The organism is Marinomonas colpomeniae, from assembly GCF_014803385.1.
Classification (GTDB): domain Bacteria; phylum Pseudomonadota; class Gammaproteobacteria; order Pseudomonadales; family Marinomonadaceae; genus Marinomonas; species Marinomonas colpomeniae.
The window spans coordinates 189,666-211,055 of record NZ_JACYFC010000001.1 but is presented as its reverse complement, the minus strand read 5'-3'; the positions used below and the strand labels follow the sequence as shown (position 1 = coordinate 211,055).

The following is a 21,390-nucleotide window of genomic DNA, read 5'->3' as shown; positions in this document are numbered from 1 at the left end:
GCTCTTTAGATTAACTAGAAACGGCACAACCAAAACACAATTTGTTGTTGTCCAAATCTCTTACATAAGCCGAGAAAAACGGCCCACGTGCGTTGGGTTCACCTTCACAGCGACCGCCTAATTCAATCGCTTTTTTATGCAAGCGCTTTACCTCTTCTACTGAATCAACACCAAAACCCAGCATGGTGCCGTTACCATTCGTAGCCTCTTCTTCATCAAAAGGAATAGCCAACGCAAAAGCCATTTCGTCATTTTGCCAATAAGTCATTCTGTCTGTCGCAAAGGTTTGTATGAACCCCGTTTGCTCAAAAAGAGCATCGTAAAATCGAACCGCTGAAGGCATGTTGTTGGTGCCAAGCACGAAGTAATTCATTTTCATTTTAAGGCACCTTCAGAAGTAGAGTTTGTATTAGAAGAAGACGAAGCCGTCTCCACTGCAGAGGCAAAATAGTCCATTATTTCGGCTCTAGTCATTTCCTTGGTTTGGTTCGAGAAACAATAATAATCCGGTCGCTGATCACTGAAATACTGCATATCCATTTCAATGCCATCAAGGTCTGAAAAAATCCCTACAGGCATGTTATAAGCACCCGTTCCCTTAAGCTTATAAAACAAATGTGTGCCGCATTCTGAACAAAAGCCCCGAGTCGCCCAAGCTGAAGAATCATATTCTTTGATATTATCTTGCCCCTCAATCACCACATCAGAGCCACACCGCACGGCAAAGAAAGGTGCACCACCCCACCCACGACACGAATCGCAATGGCAAACGGTAAACTTAGGATTAATCTGATTGGCCATTATGACCACCGCACCACATAAACACTGAGCTTTTGCTTTTAGCATTAGAATGTACTCCTCTTAATAAAGGCTTTTGAATGAATGTTTCAATACATTCTATGACGACCTAGTGACAGCCCTATGTCAGGGGTGACTATTAAATCTAGTAAACAAACTAATCATTCATAATAACGGTGATAATTAACCGTACTGACGAAAATAATCTTCTAACGTCATGTCGTGAGGAGTAAATGTTTCTAAGAGTAGATCGAGGGTTTGTATTCTGTCTAAACGGAAGTTTCTAAAACCTTCTCGTAAGCGGCACCAAGCAACCAATATCCAGCTGTTTCTCGTACTAAATAAAGCGAAGGGTTCAATGCGTCTTTGCGTTAATCGATTAGCTTCATCCGTATAACCAATATCGATGAGAAAAAAATTCGTTAGCGCGTATTGTAGCGTCGATAAATGATCGCTGTTTTTTTCCTGCTCCTTCATTTTACTGAATTGCGTTCGGTCGGAAAGAAGATTTACTCTAGCCTTGTGTTCACTATTGAGCGACGACTTAATTTTGTCGATGGCATCTGAGTAATCCTTTACCAACGAGGAATCTTTATTATTGAGTACCAACTGCTCAACCATCACCAAGGCATTCGCCTCACTTTCGGTAAACATAATCGGAGGCAAACGATAACCTTCCATCAAGCGATAGCCTTTCCCTTCTTCCGTATAAATCGGAATACCCGAGCTTTCCAGTGCTCGAATGTCTCGATAAATCGTCCTGACACTGACCGAAAAACGAGCCGCTAACTCCGTCGCCGTGACCAAAGATTTCGCCTGTAATTGCGTCGTAATCGCCGCTAACCGCGAAAGTCGTTTTACATCACCATCACTCAAAACACTCTCCACTTAATCTACTAACAAATCTACCACGCTCATCTAATGGTAACGACTAAATGGTATTCACAGAAATTTTATATGAAAAGCGATCTGTACCATCTAATGTAAAGCCTGTTTTTATACCTGCTTTTTGAAGTGGTGAGAATGTATTCCTACTGTGAATCACCCCTAAATCAAAGGCCGAAGCAATAGGTTCGATGCCGATTGCTTGAAATCGTTTGTTCCAAGGATAGTAATCTCTTCCTTTGTTTGAATACCATAACAAGCAACTAGGAAACTGCTCAATGTCCCACTCAAAAACAACTTCATAACACTCATCATGATTTTGCAGCTGTATTCTGCCAACGCTTAGATCCAATAAAATAAGCTCTTCTGTAGAGTTTTCTAAAGGTAAGGTCGTCATATCTTCGAAACAACCATCCGATCTAAGAACCTGCTCTAAGTCATCTATTTTTTGATTCGGCTCTAATATGGAGATATTAGGTTCAACAATGACAGGGTAGGTATAAGCACTCTTAAAGGAGTCGATGATCAGCTTTGCCTTACCGGGTTTATTTGGCAATTTAAACGTTCCGTGTAAACCAATAGGCAGCTCAACCGGCTTTTCAGTCTCTACTAATAACTCAAACTCAAGCTGGTTATTATCCGTAACTGAAATTTTCCTACTTAACCTTTTAACAGGGTGATTAAGCGGATACTCTATTTTAAGTTCAGCTTCTTGTAACGAATTTGATATGTCTTGCCACTCGTGATTAGCACTAAAACCATGCATAAATGACTCATCAATTGGCTCGATACAATCAATCTTGTGCAACCACTCTAACGGCAAGTTTCGTTTTGCGTTTGGCATACCAAAAGGTACACAGGGCCACTCCCCTCCAATATTTTTAAGTATAGGGGGGAGATTATCTATTAAGTTTTTTTCTTCGTTTACGCTTTTTTCTTCATTAGCCCAAGGCGCTGTCGAAAACGGTTGAACCACTTTATTGTTAGATAAAAGAAACTCAACCGGTCCAACCATTGCGCCTAACAAAGACACTTTTCCTGAGACTTTGCCTTTTTGGAAATCAATCGTCTTATTGCTCATCGTAGTTCCTAACTACCAACCGCTTCCAATTCAACACGTAACTCAGTTTTAGGGTCGAAGAAATGAAGGCGACGAAGATCCAAAGCAAACTCTGTCACCTCTCCTGTTGCCACTTCAATATCACCACGCATCCGAGTATTCACTGCAATGTCTTGTAGTTTTGTCGTAACAAATGTGTCGGCACCAGCAGGTTCAACAACTTCCACCACTGATTCAATCATCAAATACTTGCCACTCTCTAAGTCAGCCGATTCTGGATCAGTAATGTGTTCGGGGCGTAACCCTAATGTGTATCGCCCAGCTGGCAGCCTTTGCCCGTTTAACTGAACTGTTTTAGTAACCTGATCACCTATTCTCAGTTCAAATTGACTTCCATCAGCACCATCCATAACATCAACAGGTAATAAGTTCATTGAAGGTGACCCCATAAAGGTCGCAACATAGAGATTACTTGGCGTGTCATAAATTTGTTTAGGCGTCCCTAACTGCTGAACATAGCCTTCAAACATCACTGCGATGCGTGTTGAAAGTGTCATTGCCTCAATTTGATCGTGAGTCACATACACCATTGTGGTTTTCAGTTTCTCATGAAGTCGCTTAATTTCAGTACGCATATCCACGCGCAACTTAGCGTCTAAGTTAGAAAGAGGTTCATCAAAGAGGAATACATCTGGGTTGCGCACTAACGCCCGCCCCATGGCAACACGTTGTCGTTGCCCGCCTGATAACTGCCCCGGCCTGCGATCTAAAAGAGGTTCAATTTGTAATAGCTTAGCAACATCGGCCAATGCAGCTTTACAGACAGACTTCTCAACGTTATGCATTTCCAGACCAAAGGTAATGTTCTTTGCAACACTCATGTTCGGATACAAAGCATAGCTTTGAAACACCATGGCGATATTACGCTTGGATGGGTGTACACCATTCATCGTTTTACCTTTAATGGATATTTCACCCGATGAAATCTCTTCAAGACCTGCGATCATATTTAAAAGCGTCGATTTACCACAACCTGATGGACCGACTAAGACGAGAAATTCACCTTCTTCAACAGAAATATCTATATTGTGAAGTACTTCAACGTCGCCATACGCTTTTGTCGCGTTTTTTATATTTAAAAAGCCCATTTTGTTATCCTTTTACCGATCCTGCCATCAATCCACGGACGAAGTAACGACCCGCAACGATGTAAACTAATAAAGTTGGAAGCGCCGCTAAAATAGCGCCTGCGAAATGCACGTTATATTCTTTAACGCCTGTTGAAGACTGCACGAGATTATTAAGCGCCACTGTCATTGGCTGTTGCTGTCCGGCAAACGAAGCACCGAATAAAAAGTCATTCCAAATATTTGTGAACTGCCATATAACAGAGACAACCGTGATCGGACCAGAAATGGGAAGCATAATTCGCCAAAAAATACGGAAAAAACCAGCGCCATCAATCTGTGCCGCACGAACGAGTTCGGTCGGAAATACAGCGTAATAATTGCGATAATAAAGCGTGGTAAAACCAATACCGTACACCACATGCACTAACACCAAACCGGGAATTGAACCCGCAATGCCCATTTTACCAAGCACCACCGCCATAGGGATTAGTACAATTTGAAAGGGTATAAAGCATGAAAAAAGCAACGCGCCAAATACCAGAGTATCCCCTCGAAAGCGCCACTTAGTTAATACATAACCATTCATTGCACCAACAATAGTAGAAATAAATACCGCAGGTACCACAATTAGTATGGAGTTTAAGAAGTAAGGTTTTAAACCAGTTGGCTCAATACCAATCTGTGCTTTTGACCAAGCTTGACGCCAAGGTTCTAGAGTCCAAACCTCTGGCAAAGCCATCATGTTGCCACTGGTAATTTCAGATAGCGGCTTCAATGAATTCACAATCATGACAAACAGAGGCATAAGGTAATAAGCGGCAAATAAAATCAGCAAGCCATATATAAATATACGAGTAACCGTACTCGTACGAACAGCTGTGTCTTGAGTAACGTTAGACATTATTTCTTCTCCTTCAATTCTGCATAAAGATAAGGAGTAATAATGGCAGCGATTGTCATCAACATAATGACAGCACTCGCGGCACCAATTCCCATCGAATTACGGGTGAAGGTATACGAATACATAAAGGTCGCCGGCACTTCCGTTGCTCGACCTGGGCCACCGCCTGTTAGCGCGATAATTAAGTCGTACGATTTAACCGACAAGTGCGCCAATATGACAAACGCAGAAAGAAACGCTGGCCGTAACATAGGGATGACTATTCGACGATAAAGACGCCAGTTTGAAGCCCCATCAATTTGTGCTGCTTTCAATATTTCATTGTCAACACCACGAAGCCCTGCCAAAAACATCGCCATAACAAAGCCAGATGTTTGCCAAACCGCCGCAATAACAACCGTGTATATCGCCATATTACGGTCTTTAATCCAATCGAAGTGAAAACTCTCCCAACCCCACTGGTGCATTGTATTTTCAAGACCGATACCGGGATCAAGAATCCACTTCCAGGCGGTTCCAGTGACGATAAAACTCAGCGCCATTGGATAAAGATAAATCGGACGCAACATGCCTTCGCCACGAATTTTTTGATCTAACAAGATGGCTAAAGACAAGCCTAAAAAAGTACAAATACCAATATAGAGCAGCGCAAATACAGCCAGATTGGTGATAGATACCCACCAATGACTTAGTTTCCAAAGCTTGGTGTAGTTAGCTAGACCGATCCAATCATAACTCGGCAGCATCTTTGAATCTGAGAAACTCATATAAACCGTAAAGGCAATAAAACCGTAAACAAATACGACCATTGCTGCTATAGATGGAGACAACACAATTTTCGGTAACCAATTCTGGAGCTTAGTTTGAAAATCGTCTTGTCCGACATTATTAGCCATAAATCCCCCTATTCCTTGAAAGAAAAGTTTTATTTAGTCGCAGGTTCGGTAGTTATACCGAAAACGAACCTGACAAAAGGGGCGTTGAATAACGCCCCTTTTTAGGTATTTATGACAATTTATTTTGCAGCATCAATCGCATTTAGAAGTTCTTCCACTGCTTCTTCGGCACCGAATTCGCCGTTAAAGTGGTTGGTAACAACATCAAATACCGCATTTTTAATGGCTGCTGGTTGAGCATGACCATGCGCCATTGAACCCACTAGACCACCGGTTGCGTTGGCGTATTGCAGATCAGCAATACCTTTCTGACCGCAAGCATCAAACTGCATAGGGTCAATATCGGTACGAGAAGGAACAGAACCCTTCACTTGGTTGAAAGCAATTTGGAATGTAGGCGCAACAATGGCTGCGGCCATTTTACCTTGTGCTTCTTGCGCACTCGCCGAATCTACTTTAAACATAGCAAATTGGTCAGCGTTGAACGCCATGGTTCCTTGAGAGCCAGGAACACGGAAACATAGGAAGTCTTCGTTTGGCACCTTGCCTGCATTAATAAACTCACCTTTCGCCCAATCACCCATAATTTGGAACGCCGCATCACCATTAATAACCATTGAAGATGCAAGGTTCCAATCACGACCAGAGAAGTTATCATCAACGAATGAACGAAGTGTTTCCATGCGTTTAAATGCTTCAACCATTTGCGGGCCAGTTAAAGCATCTTCATCAAGCTCTACAAACGCTTTGTTATAGAAATCGGCACCACCAACAGAAAGCACAACACCATCAAACATGGTTGCTTCTTGCCAAGGTTGACCACCATGGGCTAAACCAATTTTGCCGGCGTCTTTTGCGGCCTGCATAGCAGCAACAAAGTCATCCCAACTATGAGGCTGTGGAAGACCCAAATCATCTAATACTTTTTTGTTTGCCCAGACCCAGTTAGTTGAATGCATGTTGACTGGCGCAGCGATCCAATTACCGTCATATTTAGAGAATTTTTGTAACGCTTTAGGAATAACCGCATCCCAATTATTAGCTGCGGCAATGTCATTAAGGTTCGCTAGTTCACCTTCTGCAGCCCAATCTTGAATGTCATAACCAAGCATCTGAACAGCTGTTGGTGAATTGCCTGAAGTGACGCGCGCGCGTAACGTTGTCATAGCAGATCCACCACCACCACCAGCAACAGGCATATCAACCCAACCCACACCGTCATTACCTAGATCTTTTTTAAGTACACTTAACGCTGCGGCTTCTCCACCAGAAGTCCACCAATGAAGAACTTCAACATCTTCAGCTTGTACCGCTGCAGTTGCCATTAATAGAGCGCTTGCTAATATAGTTTTCTTATTTATTTTTATTTTCATTTTTTCCTCTCTTTTTATTATTTTAGCCGCCTAGGGAGTGCATCATCGGTCGCGGCTGACCGTTTGATTCTTTTTTCAAATCTCCATATCAAACACTAAAAGACCATCGTGATTTGAATGACAAGCGGCGACTAATTTAGCGCCAGTTGTTTGGTGACTTGGATTGTTTTGGTAAACATCAAGATCGGCCCATGAAGCCAGCGTTACAATAAAACCATAGGTGTAGCCTTGATCTCGAGTTTCTGGTGTTTGGTTAGGGCCGTGTTCGAAGCTAATAAAGCCTGAAACAGACGATTCTAACTCTGCGATTTCCTGCATAAGAATATTGAAGTCTTCAGCAGCCACTTCAGGACGTACTTTGAACAGAACGATGTGTCTAATCATGTTATTCATACCCCAGTTGTTTACGACCGATGTCGTTTAAATTTTCAGGCATAAATCGGTTTTTGAAATCGACTTCATAATCTTCAGCTGCAAAATCTGGGCTGCTCTTACCTGCTTCAAACGCTGGACGAAGCATATCGAGAAAGCGACGGTTTTTTTCACAATCGGGCGCAGCACCGATATACATAACATTAGAATCTTCGTTGCCGAGATGTTCATTATCAACACCGTGAACAATGTCAGGATGCCACCAAACTGTATCGCCAGGGTTAACTTCTGGAATCGGCACATAAGCTTGCAATAACAATTCATGAAACTCTTTAAAAACACCAAGAGCGCGGCCAGGTTTTTGGTTACATAAATCGTCGTCTGCAACGTCGTCCATCAAAGCTCGTAATAACAACCACGCCATGGCGCGAGCTATAGGTACAAGGTTTAATGTTCCATCATTTGGCCCTTGGTGAGTCAGTGCAGTCCACCCTTGATAGGTACGAAACATCTGACAAACCGCCGGTGACGGAATCTCTTTTGTTTGGGTGCGTGACTGCGCGTTGAACGGCTCATAAGAATCTGGATCGCCAAATAAAACGTCGTGATAAACCTTATGAAAACTTGGGTCGAGCCAACGTTCAACAGAGCCACCATCAATGTGCGGACTCAAACCTAAAGAAGAGTCTTGGGGCTCACGTTGTCGAATTCGGTCGGCGTACATGCACTCGCGATTTGGGTCAAACTCTGGTTTTCCATCTTTAGGCTGATACCAAAGGCGATTTAACCATCCACGTAAAGTCGATAACTCTTCTGACTGACGTGCTTCCATTTGAGGTTTCGACCAATAAACCCCGTAGATCTGCGGTTTACTTGCCGCCAGTTCACCAAAGTAGGTATCCAAGCCCGCTTTTTTTGCCTGCTTGGTTAAATAGTCGTTATCCGCTACATAGCTTTTTAGCGTTGCATTCCAATTGGATACTCGTTCTTTATCAAACACATTGCGCACCACCACAACACCACGACGGTGAATACGTTGAATTACCTCATCACTAATTTTGCCCGCTTGAATGTCTGCGAACTCAATATCAACAATGGCATGGCCAGTTTGCATCTCGGATTTAACGGCCGCAATTTCCGCCTCTAAACGTTTAGTCTCTGCAGCGAATCGAGCAGGCAAGTCAGGAATACGGCTGCGCAAGTCTCGCTTAGCTTCGATAATCTGCTGTTCAATCGTTTTATGAGACATAAACCACTCCACCAAATAGGTTATTAAATTGTTATTTCGTCGGACCGTTTCGGGTAACTAATATAAGACGCTATCGGACTGCCTTTTAGCTGATTAATTAACGCATCTGCTAATTCCCAGCCATCTTGGTAAAGGTCTTGGTGCAATAAAAAAACAGTTTCAGGTAAGTGCGACTTGCTGCGCCCAAATACACGAGTCATGTATTGGATGGAACTATTTGGCGCGGCTCCCGCGATCAATGCGTTAATGATTGCGTCGGTGTAACTGATGATTGCGTCATACTTACCAGACTCACGACTCGCCCAATCACTTATTTGCTCTACCGTCGACTCAGCGTTGATCTCAGTAATAATGCTACCGTTAATCTCTGGATATTGAGATAACATATATTGGAACGCCTCATTCATGATTGAGGAAAAGGTAAACTCTGTTGGAGGACAAACCAAAGCAACATTCTTGCTACTGGTATTCAGCTGCGCAAAGCACAGTTTTAAAAACTTCAGATGGTCATAGTCGACAGAGTCGTGCTGGATATTGCATCGAGTTCTACCGTGGGTGATAAAAGGAAGCTTTTGTTCTTGCAGCCAACGTACACGAGGATCATCAAGTTTTGTGTGAGTCAGTACAACACCATCACAATTTTTACTGCCGCTTAAATACTCAACAGAACCGAGAGGGGAAATTTCAGCTTCAGGTAAAATGACAACATGATATTCATCAAGTAATGCACGGTCTGTTAAGCCAAGTAAAAGCTCACTCACGAACTGCACAGAAGGGTCACGACGATTTAGGATATAGGCAATAACGCGTGTCTCGCCGGTACGCAAACGGCGCGCTGCTCGGTCGAGCTTGAAATCTAATTTTTTGCTAGCAGCAATGACTTTTTCACGTGTGCTCGCCTTCACCGTATCCGGTTGTTGGTTCAATACACGAGATACCGTCGCAATGCTCACACCAGCAAGTTTGGCGACTTCTTTTAAGGTTGCTTTTGCCATAATGTAAACGTTATCTTTTTTATTTTTATGCAGACTAGCCCATGAAAATTGGCTTGTAAACCTTTTAAAATGAGAAAACTTCATTTTATGTAAACGTTTACAATTATAATCAAGAACACCAGATACGTTTATATTGTTCTAAAAGCATTTAGGAAAGGATAAAGTTAATGGCTAATTTTTCAGACTTTGTTCTCAATACGTGACCACGTTTTATTATGACCCGAACGCTCTTTATAAAGCGCTACGCCAGCTCGACAAGCAGCTATCGCGCCACCCTCCCCAAAAAAAACCGTTAAGATAAAATCTTAACGGTTTTTGATTCAACGTTATAAACGCGCTTTTCCACTAACCCAAATTATTTATATTCTTTTCGATGACTAACTAGGAATGGGGGAAACAATATTAGAACTTTCAGCAATAAAACTAACAGCGGAATGCTGTTTTAACTGCGAAGTAACTTTTAAACTTTGATCAGGCGTAACATCAATAATGACAATCACCTCACCATTGTCTAAATGTCTATTAAAAATATCTTTAAAATAGGAATCAAAAGACGCACAAACAACAGAAGCCAACATTTTAGCCGCCGTGAAAGCAACACCACAGACCAAAGCCAGCCATAATAAATTTTGTGCCGTGATATCCATTACCGCAAAACCGATAACAGCGGCCAACACCAACACACAAAAAGCAAACACACCCGCGCGTTTTCCCGTGGCAAGTAAACTCGTGTTTTCAAAACCATTACCACCATGAAGGTGGTGGGAAAGAATTCCTTTATCATCCCGAGATAAAACAAAAAAGTGCTGATCATCAACACCCTGCTTATGAACCTCATCCGATATCAACTCTGCATCATCAAGGTCATTCGTACTATAAAATAAACGTTTCATAGAACCCTCCCGACAATCAGTTATTTTAGAATTTTTGTTAACTGATTAAACTCAGTCTGGTTGAGAAACTGAAAAATGCAAAGTTTTGAACGTCGTAGATACAAAACTCAAACAAAAAGAGGGGACGATAAAAAGAGATTTAACTTACTCTAGAGATAACAAAGGCTCCATCTAGGGAGCCTTTGCCAAGATATGACCTTGGATTCAGAACATCATTACCAGGCACAGCCTCGACCTCATAGAGGTTACGTGATGTCATGTTAAAAACATGTCCGCTACATCAATAAGCTAACAATACTAAAATAAATCCACCAGTCAACAACTGCTCTCAGCTAAAATGGGGATGCAATTTTTGATCTGACCCCAAATGTCTTATCTTGATGTTGAGGTCATTATTTAACGATTTTTTCCATCTACCTCTCCTCCAATAATGGACTAAAATACTGACTTCTCCTTGCTAAACTTTCATTTTTATCTTCAACATACATAGTCAGCTCATCAAGCTTCCATTGCAATGAACCCTCACGAGTACATTGCTCACTATACAATCGATCAAAGTCTTCATCTTTTATGTTATTCAAAAAATCTAACATGTTTTCATGATCAACTTTATCAAATTCAAAAACTGCAAAATGAATAAAACCATGTCTTATATCTCCCCAATTTTCTATATGGTATTCTTCATATCCTTCTCTTTTTTCTACTTGATTATACTCCAAGTCCCTAGCGGGAAAGTTTCGCAGAGTTTTAAAAATCAAAATTACTGCTGACATTTCATGATCTAAACCATGTTTTCTAAAAATATGTTCATTCGTATTATACAGATTATTAAAGTGGCAAAGTACATTGTAATTTTTTACAAATTCACTCCGTTTTAATCTTGGCTTCTTATCCTCAGTTAAATTGAATCCATACTTTTTTGGTTGAAAAGCGGCCTGTTTAAAAAAACGAATTGCATTCGACGCCTCAGGAAATTTATTTCTAAATTCTAAGAGAACCTCAGCTTCATATTTTATAAAAGCATCGTTTAACCATTGATTTTTCTGGTTCTTTATAGAAAATAAAGTACCTCTTAATGTCCAGATAGCACCTAAAAATAGTGAGAATTGAGTAATTAAGGATAGCCATTCATAGAGACTAAGATTGCCCTCGATCTCATAATTCACTATGTCGACATTTATCAAACTATAGATTGTTAAAACTGAAAATGTACCAAAAAAACTTAAAAACATACCCCCTAAAACAACCAACCATTTATTTAGATACATTATTATCATTCCATCGTTCAAAAAAGTTATTATCAGTGATAACACGACCTTAATTACATACCAACTAATAAAAAATGTCCCATCATTAGGGCATTTTTTGTTGATAGCTTTTACTTGTCATATGCACCACATACTGCCGTTTGTTTTTGATTTAGGAATAAGTATTCCTAACCTATTTATTAATAGGCATACTTTTCCCACAATAAACCTTCGATGCAATCCCGATTGCACGACACCTCGATATTCACGTAACCGTGTTTGAAGCATTCAAAAATAAACGAAGGTCGACTAAACACCTTACGTAAGCGACCGTTGTGCTAGAGTTTTCACTAGCAGTAAAAAGTGAGCCGTTAAAGATCTTAGAGAGACCTTTTGGTTACTTTTGCGGCTCTGGGCAAAAGTTACTCGCCCAGCAGGGCGAAAAGATGCTCCCTTCCCAAAGCGTTCAAATGGAAACTAAAAAAACTCTCACACTCAATAAAACCTTTTTATAAAAACAAAAAAATCCCTTTAAGACTCTCGCCTTAAAGGGATTTCTAATCTCTAAATTACTAACCCAAAAAATTAATCTTGATTAATAAAATAATTCACCACGTAAGCTGGTAGATCAGCTGCTGGAACAACAATCTGTTCCATCGTATCACGGTCACGAACCGTCACTGGTGCGCCTTCTTGTTCAATTGAATCAAAATCAACCGTTACACAGATTGGCGTACCGACTTCGTCATGACGACGGTAGCCTTTCCCTACGTTACCTGTGTTTTCATAAAGAATACGACCTAGGCCCAGTTTTTGAAGCTTGTTTTTAAGCTCTTTTGCTAGGGCAACGATTTCAGGTTTGTTCTTTTTCAGCGGCATAATAGCGACTTTAATTGGCGCTAGATGTGGCTTAAGTTTAAGAACCGTACGTGACGTTCCATTTGGAAGTTCTTCTTCTGTGTAGGCTTCAGTGATGATAGCCAATAAACCACGGTCTAGACCGGCAGAAGGTTCGATACAGAAAGGCACATCCCATTTGTTGGCTTCTAGATCACGCATTGCCAATTTCGTCGTAGAGTGCTCGTTCTTTTTCACTTTTGCCGTAATGTCGAACTCGTCTTGTGCTTTGGTGTGTGAACCTAGATCGTAATCTGTACGGTTCGCAACGCCTTCTAGTTCTTCAAAACCATGTGGGAATTTGTACAAGATATCCACAGTCGATTTTGAGTAATGAGAAAGGTCATCACCCGTTACGTATTCAAACTGGATGTTTTCTTCTGTTAGACCTTGATCCAACCACCACTGTTTACGTGTGTTCACCCAGAAGTCATGCCATTTTTCATCTTCACCTGGTTTACAGAAGAATTCTAATTCCATTTGTTCGAATTCACGAACACGGAAGATGAAGTTACGAGGAGTAATTTCGTTACGGAATGATTTACCTATCTGAGCAATACCAAAAGGCAAAGTACGAGAAGTAGAATCGACCACGTTTTTGAAGTTAGTGAAGATACCTTGAGCCGTTTCTGGACGAAGGTAAGTGTAAGACTCTTCATCCACCATTGGGCCAACATTGGTCTTAAACATCAAATTGAAGTCACGAGGCTCTGTTACATTTGTAGAACCACAGTTGTCACATACTTTGATGTCTTTCATGTGATCGGCGCGTAGACGAGATTTACATTCGTGACAATCGACCATTGGGTCTGTAAACGTGTCTTCGTGACCAGAATATTTGTAAACGTGCTTGTTTTGAATAATCGCAGCGTCTAACCCTTCTACGTCATCACGTTCATAAACCATTGAACGCCACCAAGCCGCTTTGATGTTGTTTTTTAACTCAACGCCCAACGGACCATAATCGTAAGCACCTTGCATACCACCGTAGATTTCGCTGCCTTGGAAAATAAATCCACGACGTTTACATAGGGAAACAAGTTCATCCATTGTTTTAGCTGGCATTTCGAAACAACCTTAATAGCAAATTTTGTTAAGTAAGACGCGACCATTCTAAAACGTAAAGTCTAGTGACTTCACGATCAAACGATCATTATTGCCGTACATTGTACTCTTTGACTGTATTTCGCTCAATGACGATTACCCATTGGACCTATAGAAAGTAACAAGAGTGAACTAAAAGGGATAAAGAAACGTAAAGTACGTAGAAGATATCTCTGATAACTGGCATTTAGTCTTCTATTAAGACTAAAATTCATTTGCGTTCACTTTACTTACGCATTTCACTTCAAAAAAAGGTAAGGCTTTTATTATGCGAACGTCTTCTTCTATTTTGTCACTTCAGCTTAGTGTATTAGGTATCATTCCTTTTGCCTTTTCAACCTACTTGAGCTGGACTAATCAAATGCTATTTGATGAGTCAGGGTCTTATTTATTCACCACCTACAGCGCCATTATTCTGAGTTTCTTAAGCGGCACGCTTTGGGGACAATGCATTAACAAAAGAATCAGTACGATGAGTCAGTACTTGCTAATTTCAAGTAATGTGATTGCGCTTGGTGCTTGGTTCTCTTTATTGCTTGAAGTGTCGTCATTATCCATTGCCCTTCTCTTGCTTGGTTTTATCAGCCTTTTTTGGGTTGAGGCAAGATCACTTAGAGAAGAAAACAGTGTTCACTCTCGTTATTTAAATATGCGCTTTGGTATCACTCTTATAGTCTGTGTATTGCATTTGCTTATGCTTTACCCTCATGACTAACACCAGTCTTAATGACAACACTAACGGCAACATATAAATACTGATCTAATCACTTCTCCACTGCGTATCATTTACTGAGTGCGCCATAAAACACGTGCGCAACTAATTTATGCTTCACTGTTTACGCGGTGTAAGCATTCATAAGAGTAACTGACTATGTTAACTATTTTTTATGATGGCTATTGCCCGCTTTGCGCTGCTGAAATGAAGCAACTGCAGAGCTTAGATGTGAATAAAAAGCTGATACTAGAAGACATTCACGCTAGCGATTTCGGTGACCGTTTTCCTCATATTGATCCAATTGAAGCTGACAAAAGACTCCATGGCCAATTAGAAAATGGTCAGATAATCACTGGTCTTGATGTCACCTACTTGTCGTGGAAGTTGGTCGGAAAGCATAAATGGATGCAGGTATTACGCTGGCCTGTCATTCGTATTTTTGCAGACCTTGGTTATCGTTTCTTTGCCCGTTACCGCCATCAACTATCGTCTTTTATTTCCGGTAAAAGCAGGGGCAAAGACAATTGCCTTCCTTGTGAAAAATAGGAGCCTATCTATGCAGCCATTCCATGCCCTTGTTATTGGTGCGAGCAGTACCATTGCTCAAGCCGCTATTAATCAGTTTGAAGAAGATTCTGATTGTTTCGGTGTTTATGCCATTAGTCGTTCTGTACAAGGTAAATTGAAAGAAGGCAAAACCCATTGGATAGAATGCGATAACTCAGAAATGCGTATTCGAGAAGTTTGCCAACATCTTAAGGCATCATCAGGAACCATTACTAAAGTTCTAATTTGTAATGGCATACTGCACAATGAAGATATGATGCCTGAGAAAAAGCTGGAAGATATTAATGCGATGCAATTAGAAGCCACTTTTTATGCAAACACAGTGGTTCCCATGCTGTGGTTGAGTCAGCTGCTGCCTGTTTTAAAAGGTAATGAGGCGACACAAGTGGCTTTGTTAAGCGCTCGAATTGGTAGTATTTCAGATAATAAGAGTGGTGGTTGGTACAGTTACCGCGCTTCGAAAGCGGCGTTAAATATGCTGATAAAGACCAGCTCTATCGAGTACGCAAGACGCGGAAAAAACGTTAAGCTCATCGCGTTTCACCCTGGTACAACAGACACACCCTTATCAAAACCTTTCCAACACTCTGTTCCTGAAGGGAAACTTTTTACGGCTGAATTTGTAGCAAATCAGTTATTGTCGATTATGGAAACAGTAACGATGGATAACGAGGCGGCATTTTTAGATTGGAACAACCAAGCAATCGATTGGTGATTGCTTGGTATTCGCAACACATAACTAAGCTCTATAACGTCGTGTTGGTTCTGAGGCTTTCGTCGTTTGATATTCATTAATGGTCAATTGCTCAAGTGCTACAGCAATCCAACCACTTACTAACATGTCAAACCAAGGCTCTACGCCACTGCAAGCAACAACGATGTTGCCATAAACGAAAGAACCGTAGAACAGCACATCACCTTCGCGTAATGAAGAAGGATGAAGCGTTTGATGATCAATATTTGAAACCGAATCACGCCATGCTTGAGCGGCTTTGTTACGAGCTAATTCATCAAAAGGCGCAGGCCAGCTTTCTGGCGTACCAAATGTACATTCATGCAAAATAGCGTCTTCAAAAGGCGCTTCCCATGGCTTTAGCTGTGGGTTCATGATCACGATATGAAGCTCTTTACGGCAAGTCTTTTCAAACAATTGATCAATCGCTGGTTTTACAAGGTTTATGGCTTCTATTGCTAATGCTTTGTTGTCCATCTGGTTGTTCCTTACTTTAAAAATATTTTTAACGACTTAATGTCTCTGCTTTTATCGCCTGTAAGCTTATTTCAGCAAAGGATCATCTTTTGGTAAGTGTTTTTGAATCCATAGAGCTAATTTGTGCTTCATGCTCGGCAAGTCTTCTTTGTCTGCAGGTAAACCGACTATAAGTTTGTCTAACACTAACAAGCGATAGATGGATTCCGTTTTTTCATTGGCAGACATTGTTGCAGAAAAACCTTCGTAACCTCGTTTAAGCGCGTAGTTCTCGCCAACTTGGATGGCTTTTTTACTTAGGGCTGCTTCGTTTTTAATTTTTTTCATGACTTCCCTTATTTCTTCTTTTATCAAAAGGCCAAAACAAACGGACTAAAGCAATGACTAACTGCATAGGATTGTCGACACTTGATAAAAATACTATTTAAATAATTTGTATGACTTTATCAGTTTTTCTAGCTCTCTATCGAGTAAATATGAAAAACCTTTTAATAAACACACTGTTATCCACTGTGAAAAGCAAAAAACACACACCTTATACGACTAAAGGATAATGAAAAAACAACCTCATTGTCGACAATATGACTTGATAAACCTCAAAAACAAGATTATAAATACCTACATTGTCAACAATATAGTTATTTGGTTTTTTATGAATAATCTTGTTTCCATCAAATCTGCCACTTTATCTGAAGATATCGCACAGCAGCTTATTAACGCTATCGTGCAAGGCCACATTCCACAGGGAAGTAAGATTTCCGAACCTGAGCTTGCCAAACAGTACGGTGTTTCTCGTGGGCCACTCAGGGAAGCCATCGTTAAGTTAGAAGGATTAGGTTTGGTGACTCGTACTGCCAATGTTGGTGCGCGCGTTATCCAGTTAAACATCCAAGACATGCAAGACACCTTTACTATGCGTGAAGCATTGGAAGGTATGGCAACAAGATTGGCAGCCACCACAATGCATACAGATGAAGTGAACAGCTTGTATGCCTTACTCGACAAACATCAAGCCCACCTTGATAACAACCAAGATGAGCATTACTTACAACAGGGCGGTAATGACGATTTCCATTTACGTATCATTCACGCCAGTGGCAACGCCAAATTAATACGACTACTGACAGAAGAGTTGTATGCCGTGATCCGCATGTATCGTCGTCACACAGCCGATAAACGTAGCGACCCTCGTCAAGCATTGCGTGAACATAGAGCTATTTTGGATGCAATTGCCAACCATGAAGGTGACTTGGCCGAGCTACTTATGCGTCGTCATATCAGTCGATCCTGTCATTTACTAAAGCAAGCAATGGAACAAGCGGTTCTCGCTTCCCATTAATGAAATGTCCTTTAAATTCGAATAAGAAAAAGCAAAAGAGAGGAATACCATGACAAGACTTTCCCCCGGTGCACGCTTTAGACAAGCAGTAAAAGATCAGTCCCCATTGCAAGTAGTTGGAGCTGTTAACGCCTATTGCGCGATGATGGCAGAGCAAACAGGACACCACGCGCTGTATTTATCTGGCGGAGGTGTCGCCAATGCATCTTATGGCTTACCCGACTTAGGCATGACAGATTTACATGATGTACTCGAAGATGTACGCCGCATTACGTCAGCGTCAAACTTGCCATTATTAGTTGATATCGACACAGGCTTCGGTGGCGCATTTAATATCACTAGAGCCATTCAAGAAATGGAAAAAGCGGGCGCTGCAGCGGTTCATATTGAAGACCAAGTACAGCAAAAACGCTGTGGTCATCGACCTAATAAAGCCATTGTTAGCCAGAGTGAAATGGTCGATCGCGTCAAAGCATGCGTAGACGCTCGTGTTGACGACAATTTTGTCATTATGGCGCGTACCGATGCGTTGGCAGTGGAAGGTATGGAATCTGCCATCGAACGTGCAATTGCTTGCGTAGACGCTGGCGCCGATATGATTTTCCCAGAAGCCATGATCACATTAGATCAATACAAAGAATTTGTTGCTGCGGTGAATGTCCCAGTTTTAGCCAATATTACTGAATTCGGCGCAACCCCCTTGTTCAGTAAAGAAGAGCTGGCTGGCGCAGGCGTCGACTTAGTGCTCTATCCTCTCAGCGCTTTTAGAGCGATGAATAAAGCAGCGTTAAATGTGTATCAGCATTTGTTAAACGATGGCCATCAGCGTGATGTCGTCGATTCTATGCAGACACGAAATGAGCTCTACGAATTTCTCAACTATCATGAATATGAAGAAAAGCTAGATGCGCTCTTCTCTGAAAAAAAGAACTAAAAGAAAAGAACCAGTAGCACTTAAAAACACAAAATCTAAAATACAAAAAATCTAATGATTTCTCAGCTAAAAATAACAATGGAGAAACGATATGACAAAAGTACTTTCTGGCGCAGGCTTAAGAGGCCAAAGCGCAGGTGAAACAGCATTATGCACCGTTGGCAAAGCCGCTGCAGGGTTAACTTATCGCGGTTATGATATCGATGTTTTAGCCGACAACGCTAGCTTTGAAGAAGTAGCTTATTTATTACTTTATGGAACCCTACCCAACCGAACTCAACTTCACGATTATGAACACAAGTTGATGAGTTTACGTAGTCTGCCGGAAGAATTAAAAGCTGTCTTGGAGCTTATTCCAAAAGATGCTCACCCAATGGATGTAATGCGTACGGGTTGTTCTTTTCTAGGTAATATTGAGCCTGAACTCCCTTTTGAAAAACAACCTTCATTAGGATTACACGCCGCTGACCGCTTATTGGCAACGTTGCCTGCTATCGTCGTGTATTGGTATCGTTTCAGTCACGATGGCGTTCGTGTCGATACCCACAATATGCACATCTCGTCCTTGGCGGGGCATTTCTTAACCATGCTGCACGATGAGGAGCCAAGCGAGCTGCATACTCAAGTAATGAATGCCTCTTTAATTCTGTACGCAGAACACGAGTTCAATGCGTCTACGTTTACGGCACGTGTCTGTGCCTCTACGTTATCGGATATGCATTCTTGTGTGACAGGCGGCATTGGTAGCTTACGCGGACCATTACACGGTGGCGCAAACGAAGCGGCCATGGACATGATAGAACCGTGGAAAAGCGCAGATGAAGCCGAAGCAGCTCTGATGCAAAAACTGGCTAATAAAGAAAAGATTATGGGGTTTGGTCACGCTATTTACAGCGAACGAGATCCACGCAATGACATCATTAAAAAGTGGTCTAAAAAACTCAGCGAAGCAACTGGAGATGATCACTTATACGCAGTATCTGAACGCTGCGAAGAAGTGATGTGGCGAGAAAAGAAACTCTTCTGCAATGCGGATTTTTTCCATGCCAGTGCGTACCGTTTTATGAACATTCCGACCAAGCTGTTCACACCCATTTTTGTTTGTTCACGCGTTACTGGTTGGGCCGCTCATGTAATGGAACAAAGAGCCAATAACCGAATTATTCGCCCTAGCGCCGATTATATCGGGCCAGATCATGCTGATTGGGTTGCGATAGACGATCGTCCATAAAGCGACCTTACCAACACACTAAAATTTTAAAGTTTAGAATTAAAGGGAAAGACAATGAGTGCCAATGTAGATGTAAATAATCGTCCAGATTACGACCAAGTTATTCAAGATATCGTGGACTATGTGATTGACTTTAAAGTCACCAGTGAAGAAGCGTTAGACACGGCTCGTAACTGCCTAATGGATACGCTTGGTTGTGGTTTACTCGCCCTGCGCTTCCCAGAATGCACTAAACATTTAGGGCCAATGGTACAAGGCACTGTCGTCCCTAATGGCGCTCGCGTACCAGGAACCTCGTTTGCACTCGATCCAGTAAAAGCCGCTTGGGACATTGGTTGTATTATTCGTTGGCTCGATTACAACGACACTTGGTTGGCGGCAGAGTGGGGGCATCCATCAGACAATTTAGGTGGCATCTTAGCCATCGCCGATCACTTGTCTCAAGTTCGATTATCGAATGGCGACTCACCGTTAACCATGCGTGACGTTTTAGAATCCATGGTAATGGCTCATGAGATTCAAGGCGTTATCGCCTTAGAAAATTCGTTTAATCGCGTCGGTTTGTGTCACGTGTTATTGGTGCGAGTCGCGTCTGCGGCTGTGGTTACCAAGATGATGGGGGGCGATAGAGAACAGATAATGGCAGCGATTTCTCAGGCTTGGGTCGATGGTTCTGCCTTACGAACTTACCGTCACGCACCAAACGCTGGCTCACGAAAATCATGGGCGGCAGGCGATGCCACTTCACGAGCAGTACGTTTAGCCGATATGTCGATGCGCGGTGAGATGGGGGTTCCTAGTGTGCTAACTGCACCACAGTGGGGGTTCTATGATGTGTCTTTTTCGAAAACCAACAAAGACCAAGCCATTAAACCAGAAGCACAACGTCAGTTTTCATTCTCTCAGGATTATGGCACTTACGTGATGGACAATATTTTGTTTAAAATTTCCTTCCCTGCGGAATTTCACGCACAAACCGCAGCAGAAGCCGCGGTTACACTTCACCCTCAAGTTAAAGATCGTTTGGCTGATATTGATAAAATTGTGATTCGTACTCATGAATCTGCGATTCGCATCATTTCAAAATCAGGCCCTTTGGCAAACGCAGCAGACAGAGACCATTGTTTGCAATACATGGCCGCGGTGCCATTAGCCTTTGGTAACTTAATTGCCGAGCATTACGAAGACGATTTCCATGCAACACATCCCATCATTGATGAGCTGCGCAACAAGATGGAGATTGTAGAAGACAAGCGTTTCACCGCTGAATATCTAGAAGCCGATAAACGTTCTATCGCTAACGCGATTCAGGTATTTTTTAAAGACGGCAGCAGCACAGAAGAAGTGGTTGTTGAATACCCTGTTGGTCATCGCCGCCGCCGTGTAGAAGGTATTCCTTTGTTAGAGCAGAAGTTTAAAAATAACTTGGCAACGCGCTTTCCAAACCGTCAATGCCAAACGATTTTCTCTCTCTGTAAAGACCAAACCAAACTTGAACAAACACCTGTGAACCGCTTTATGGATTTGTTTGTTATCGCATAAGTAGTCAGTTATTTTTAAATTGCCTAAAAGCACTCATTTTTGAGTGCTTTTT

At 41.8% G+C, this 21,390-nt stretch carries 23 protein-coding genes; 7 read left to right on the top strand and 16 right to left on the bottom strand.

All coding sequences use genetic code 11. The features are described 5' to 3' along the window. Positions 1-10: 10 nt before the first annotated feature. The 14 genes from IF202_RS01045 to IF202_RS00980 all read right to left on the bottom strand — a co-directional run bounded on the left by IF202_RS01045 (position 11) and on the right by IF202_RS00980 (position 13,761). Positions 11-379, bottom strand: coding sequence for a VOC family protein (locus tag IF202_RS01045; protein ID WP_191593018.1), 369 nt, complete (start codon positions 377-379; stop codon positions 11-13). After that, positions 376-846, bottom strand: coding sequence for a GFA family protein (locus IF202_RS01040; RefSeq protein WP_191593017.1), 471 nt, complete (start codon positions 844-846; stop codon positions 376-378). Before IF202_RS01040 ends, IF202_RS01045 begins: the two co-directional genes overlap by 4 nt. A 135-nt stretch (positions 847-981) precedes the next feature. Then, the gene (locus IF202_RS01035; RefSeq protein ID WP_191593016.1) at positions 982-1,674 is read right to left on the bottom strand and encodes a helix-turn-helix transcriptional regulator; all 693 of its coding nucleotides are present in this window, start codon (positions 1,672-1,674) and stop codon (positions 982-984) included. A 55-nt stretch (positions 1,675-1,729) separates the two neighbouring features. Beyond that, positions 1,730-2,764: a hypothetical protein gene (locus IF202_RS01030; protein ID WP_191593015.1), complete on the bottom strand. Its 1,035-nt coding sequence runs from the start codon at positions 2,762-2,764 to the stop codon at positions 1,730-1,732. A gap of 8 nt (positions 2,765-2,772) precedes the next feature. Further along, on the bottom strand, positions 2,773-3,891 hold the full coding sequence (locus tag IF202_RS01025) for an ABC transporter ATP-binding protein (RefSeq protein ID WP_191593014.1): 1,119 nt from the start codon (positions 3,889-3,891) through the stop codon (positions 2,773-2,775). A 4-nt stretch (positions 3,892-3,895) separates the two neighbouring features. Then, positions 3,896-4,774 (bottom strand): carbohydrate ABC transporter permease, encoded by an 879-nt coding sequence (locus IF202_RS01020; RefSeq protein WP_191593013.1) that lies wholly within the window; start codon positions 4,772-4,774, stop codon positions 3,896-3,898. Then, positions 4,774-5,670, bottom strand: coding sequence for a carbohydrate ABC transporter permease (locus tag IF202_RS01015; RefSeq protein ID WP_191593012.1), 897 nt, complete (start codon positions 5,668-5,670; stop codon positions 4,774-4,776). The genes IF202_RS01020 and IF202_RS01015 overlap by 1 nt, the downstream gene beginning before the upstream one ends. A 119-nt stretch (positions 5,671-5,789) precedes the next feature. Continuing rightward, complete coding sequence (locus IF202_RS01010; protein ID WP_191593011.1) at positions 5,790-7,043, bottom strand: ABC transporter substrate-binding protein; 1,254 nt, start codon at positions 7,041-7,043, stop codon at positions 5,790-5,792. Between the two features lie 75 nt (positions 7,044-7,118). Beyond that, positions 7,119-7,427 carry a Dabb family protein gene (locus IF202_RS01005; protein ID WP_191593010.1) on the bottom strand — a complete coding sequence of 103 codons (309 nt, stop codon included), beginning with the start codon at positions 7,425-7,427 and terminating at the stop codon, positions 7,119-7,121. Position 7,428: 1 nt separating this feature from the next. Then, on the bottom strand, positions 7,429-8,664 hold the full coding sequence (locus IF202_RS01000) for a YbiU family protein (protein WP_191593009.1): 1,236 nt from the start codon (positions 8,662-8,664) through the stop codon (positions 7,429-7,431). 23 nt (positions 8,665-8,687) lie between these two features. Beyond that, a complete protein-coding gene (locus IF202_RS00995) occupies positions 8,688-9,659 on the bottom strand; it encodes a LacI family DNA-binding transcriptional regulator (RefSeq protein WP_191593008.1) in 972 nt (323 codons plus the stop codon). Positions 9,660-10,036: 377 nt separating this feature from the next. Continuing rightward, positions 10,037-10,552, bottom strand: a complete 516-nt coding sequence (locus tag IF202_RS00990) for a hypothetical protein (protein ID WP_191593007.1) — start codon at positions 10,550-10,552, stop codon at positions 10,037-10,039. Positions 10,553-10,965: 413 nt separating this feature from the next. Continuing rightward, positions 10,966-11,820, bottom strand: a complete 855-nt coding sequence (locus IF202_RS00985) for a hypothetical protein (protein WP_191593006.1) — start codon at positions 11,818-11,820, stop codon at positions 10,966-10,968. A gap of 564 nt (positions 11,821-12,384) precedes the next feature. Further along, positions 12,385-13,761 (bottom strand): glycine--tRNA ligase, encoded by a 1,377-nt coding sequence (locus IF202_RS00980; RefSeq protein WP_191593005.1) that lies wholly within the window; start codon positions 13,759-13,761, stop codon positions 12,385-12,387. Between the two features lie 307 nt (positions 13,762-14,068). On the opposite strand from IF202_RS00980, the gene IF202_RS00975 reads away from it, so the two are divergent. The 3 genes from IF202_RS00975 (at position 14,069) to IF202_RS00965 (ending at position 15,797) form a co-directional block, all read left to right on the top strand. Beyond that, positions 14,069-14,515, top strand: a complete 447-nt coding sequence (locus IF202_RS00975) for a DUF3429 domain-containing protein (RefSeq protein WP_191593004.1) — start codon at positions 14,069-14,071, stop codon at positions 14,513-14,515. 156 nt (positions 14,516-14,671) lie between these two features. Further along, complete coding sequence (locus IF202_RS00970) at positions 14,672-15,061, top strand: thiol-disulfide oxidoreductase DCC family protein (RefSeq protein WP_191593003.1); 390 nt, start codon at positions 14,672-14,674, stop codon at positions 15,059-15,061. A 10-nt stretch (positions 15,062-15,071) separates the two neighbouring features. Beyond that, a complete protein-coding gene (locus tag IF202_RS00965; RefSeq protein ID WP_191593002.1) occupies positions 15,072-15,797 on the top strand; it encodes an SDR family NAD(P)-dependent oxidoreductase in 726 nt (241 codons plus the stop codon). A 24-nt stretch (positions 15,798-15,821) separates the two neighbouring features. Here the strand turns inward: IF202_RS00965 and IF202_RS00960 are convergent, their stop codons facing one another. Then, the gene (locus tag IF202_RS00960; RefSeq protein WP_191593001.1) at positions 15,822-16,292 is read right to left on the bottom strand and encodes a hypothetical protein; all 471 of its coding nucleotides are present in this window, start codon (positions 16,290-16,292) and stop codon (positions 15,822-15,824) included. A gap of 66 nt (positions 16,293-16,358) precedes the next feature. Continuing rightward, positions 16,359-16,619 (bottom strand): DUF5062 family protein, encoded by a 261-nt coding sequence (locus IF202_RS00955; RefSeq protein WP_191593000.1) that lies wholly within the window; start codon positions 16,617-16,619, stop codon positions 16,359-16,361. Positions 16,620-16,944: 325 nt separating this feature from the next. Here IF202_RS00955 and IF202_RS00950 point away from each other — a divergent pair, with 325 nt between their 5' ends. The 4 genes from IF202_RS00950 to prpD all read left to right on the top strand — a co-directional run bounded on the left by IF202_RS00950 (position 16,945) and on the right by prpD (position 21,338). Continuing rightward, positions 16,945-17,631 carry a GntR family transcriptional regulator gene (locus IF202_RS00950; protein ID WP_191592999.1) on the top strand — a complete coding sequence of 229 codons (687 nt, stop codon included), beginning with the start codon at positions 16,945-16,947 and terminating at the stop codon, positions 17,629-17,631. A 49-nt stretch (positions 17,632-17,680) separates the two neighbouring features. After that, on the top strand, positions 17,681-18,565 hold the full coding sequence (gene prpB, locus IF202_RS00945) for a methylisocitrate lyase (RefSeq protein WP_191592998.1): 885 nt from the start codon (positions 17,681-17,683) through the stop codon (positions 18,563-18,565). A 91-nt stretch (positions 18,566-18,656) separates the two neighbouring features. Continuing rightward, on the top strand, positions 18,657-19,796 hold the full coding sequence (prpC, locus tag IF202_RS00940; RefSeq protein WP_191592997.1) for a bifunctional 2-methylcitrate synthase/citrate synthase: 1,140 nt from the start codon (positions 18,657-18,659) through the stop codon (positions 19,794-19,796). A gap of 54 nt (positions 19,797-19,850) precedes the next feature. Further along, complete coding sequence (gene prpD, locus IF202_RS00935; RefSeq protein ID WP_191592996.1) at positions 19,851-21,338, top strand: 2-methylcitrate dehydratase; 1,488 nt, start codon at positions 19,851-19,853, stop codon at positions 21,336-21,338. The last annotated feature ends 52 nt before the right edge of the window (positions 21,339-21,390 follow it).

Coding starts and splice junctions, on each gene's coding strand:
- IF202_RS01005 (WP_191593010.1), bottom strand. CDS start 7,427: ATGATTAGACACATCGTTCTGTTCAAAGTACGTCCTGAAGTGGCTGCT.
- IF202_RS00955 (WP_191593000.1), bottom strand. CDS start 16,619: ATGAAAAAAATTAAAAACGAAGCAGCCCTAAGTAAAAAAGCCATCCAA.
- prpC (WP_191592997.1), top strand. CDS start 18,657: ATGACAAAAGTACTTTCTGGCGCAGGCTTAAGAGGCCAAAGCGCAGGT.
- IF202_RS01040 (WP_191593017.1), bottom strand. CDS start 846: ATGCTAAAAGCAAAAGCTCAGTGTTTATGTGGTGCGGTGGTCATAATG.
- IF202_RS00960 (WP_191593001.1), bottom strand. CDS start 16,292: ATGGACAACAAAGCATTAGCAATAGAAGCCATAAACCTTGTAAAACCA.
- IF202_RS00995 (WP_191593008.1), bottom strand. CDS start 9,659: ATGGCAAAAGCAACCTTAAAAGAAGTCGCCAAACTTGCTGGTGTGAGC.
- IF202_RS01000 (WP_191593009.1), bottom strand. CDS start 8,664: ATGTCTCATAAAACGATTGAACAGCAGATTATCGAAGCTAAGCGAGAC.
- IF202_RS00965 (WP_191593002.1), top strand. CDS start 15,072: ATGCAGCCATTCCATGCCCTTGTTATTGGTGCGAGCAGTACCATTGCT.
- prpD (WP_191592996.1), top strand. CDS start 19,851: ATGAGTGCCAATGTAGATGTAAATAATCGTCCAGATTACGACCAAGTT.
- IF202_RS00980 (WP_191593005.1), bottom strand. CDS start 13,761: ATGCCAGCTAAAACAATGGATGAACTTGTTTCCCTATGTAAACGTCGT.
- IF202_RS00985 (WP_191593006.1), bottom strand. CDS start 11,820: ATGTATCTAAATAAATGGTTGGTTGTTTTAGGGGGTATGTTTTTAAGT.
- IF202_RS00975 (WP_191593004.1), top strand. CDS start 14,069: ATGCGAACGTCTTCTTCTATTTTGTCACTTCAGCTTAGTGTATTAGGT.
- IF202_RS00950 (WP_191592999.1), top strand. CDS start 16,945: ATGAATAATCTTGTTTCCATCAAATCTGCCACTTTATCTGAAGATATC.
- prpB (WP_191592998.1), top strand. CDS start 17,681: ATGACAAGACTTTCCCCCGGTGCACGCTTTAGACAAGCAGTAAAAGAT.
- IF202_RS00990 (WP_191593007.1), bottom strand. CDS start 10,552: ATGAAACGTTTATTTTATAGTACGAATGACCTTGATGATGCAGAGTTG.
- IF202_RS01045 (WP_191593018.1), bottom strand. CDS start 379: ATGAAAATGAATTACTTCGTGCTTGGCACCAACAACATGCCTTCAGCG.
- IF202_RS01010 (WP_191593011.1), bottom strand. CDS start 7,043: ATGAAAATAAAAATAAATAAGAAAACTATATTAGCAAGCGCTCTATTA.
- IF202_RS01030 (WP_191593015.1), bottom strand. CDS start 2,764: ATGAGCAATAAGACGATTGATTTCCAAAAAGGCAAAGTCTCAGGAAAA.
- IF202_RS01020 (WP_191593013.1), bottom strand. CDS start 4,774: ATGTCTAACGTTACTCAAGACACAGCTGTTCGTACGAGTACGGTTACT.
- IF202_RS01015 (WP_191593012.1), bottom strand. CDS start 5,670: ATGGCTAATAATGTCGGACAAGACGATTTTCAAACTAAGCTCCAGAAT.
- IF202_RS01025 (WP_191593014.1), bottom strand. CDS start 3,891: ATGGGCTTTTTAAATATAAAAAACGCGACAAAAGCGTATGGCGACGTT.
- IF202_RS00970 (WP_191593003.1), top strand. CDS start 14,672: ATGTTAACTATTTTTTATGATGGCTATTGCCCGCTTTGCGCTGCTGAA.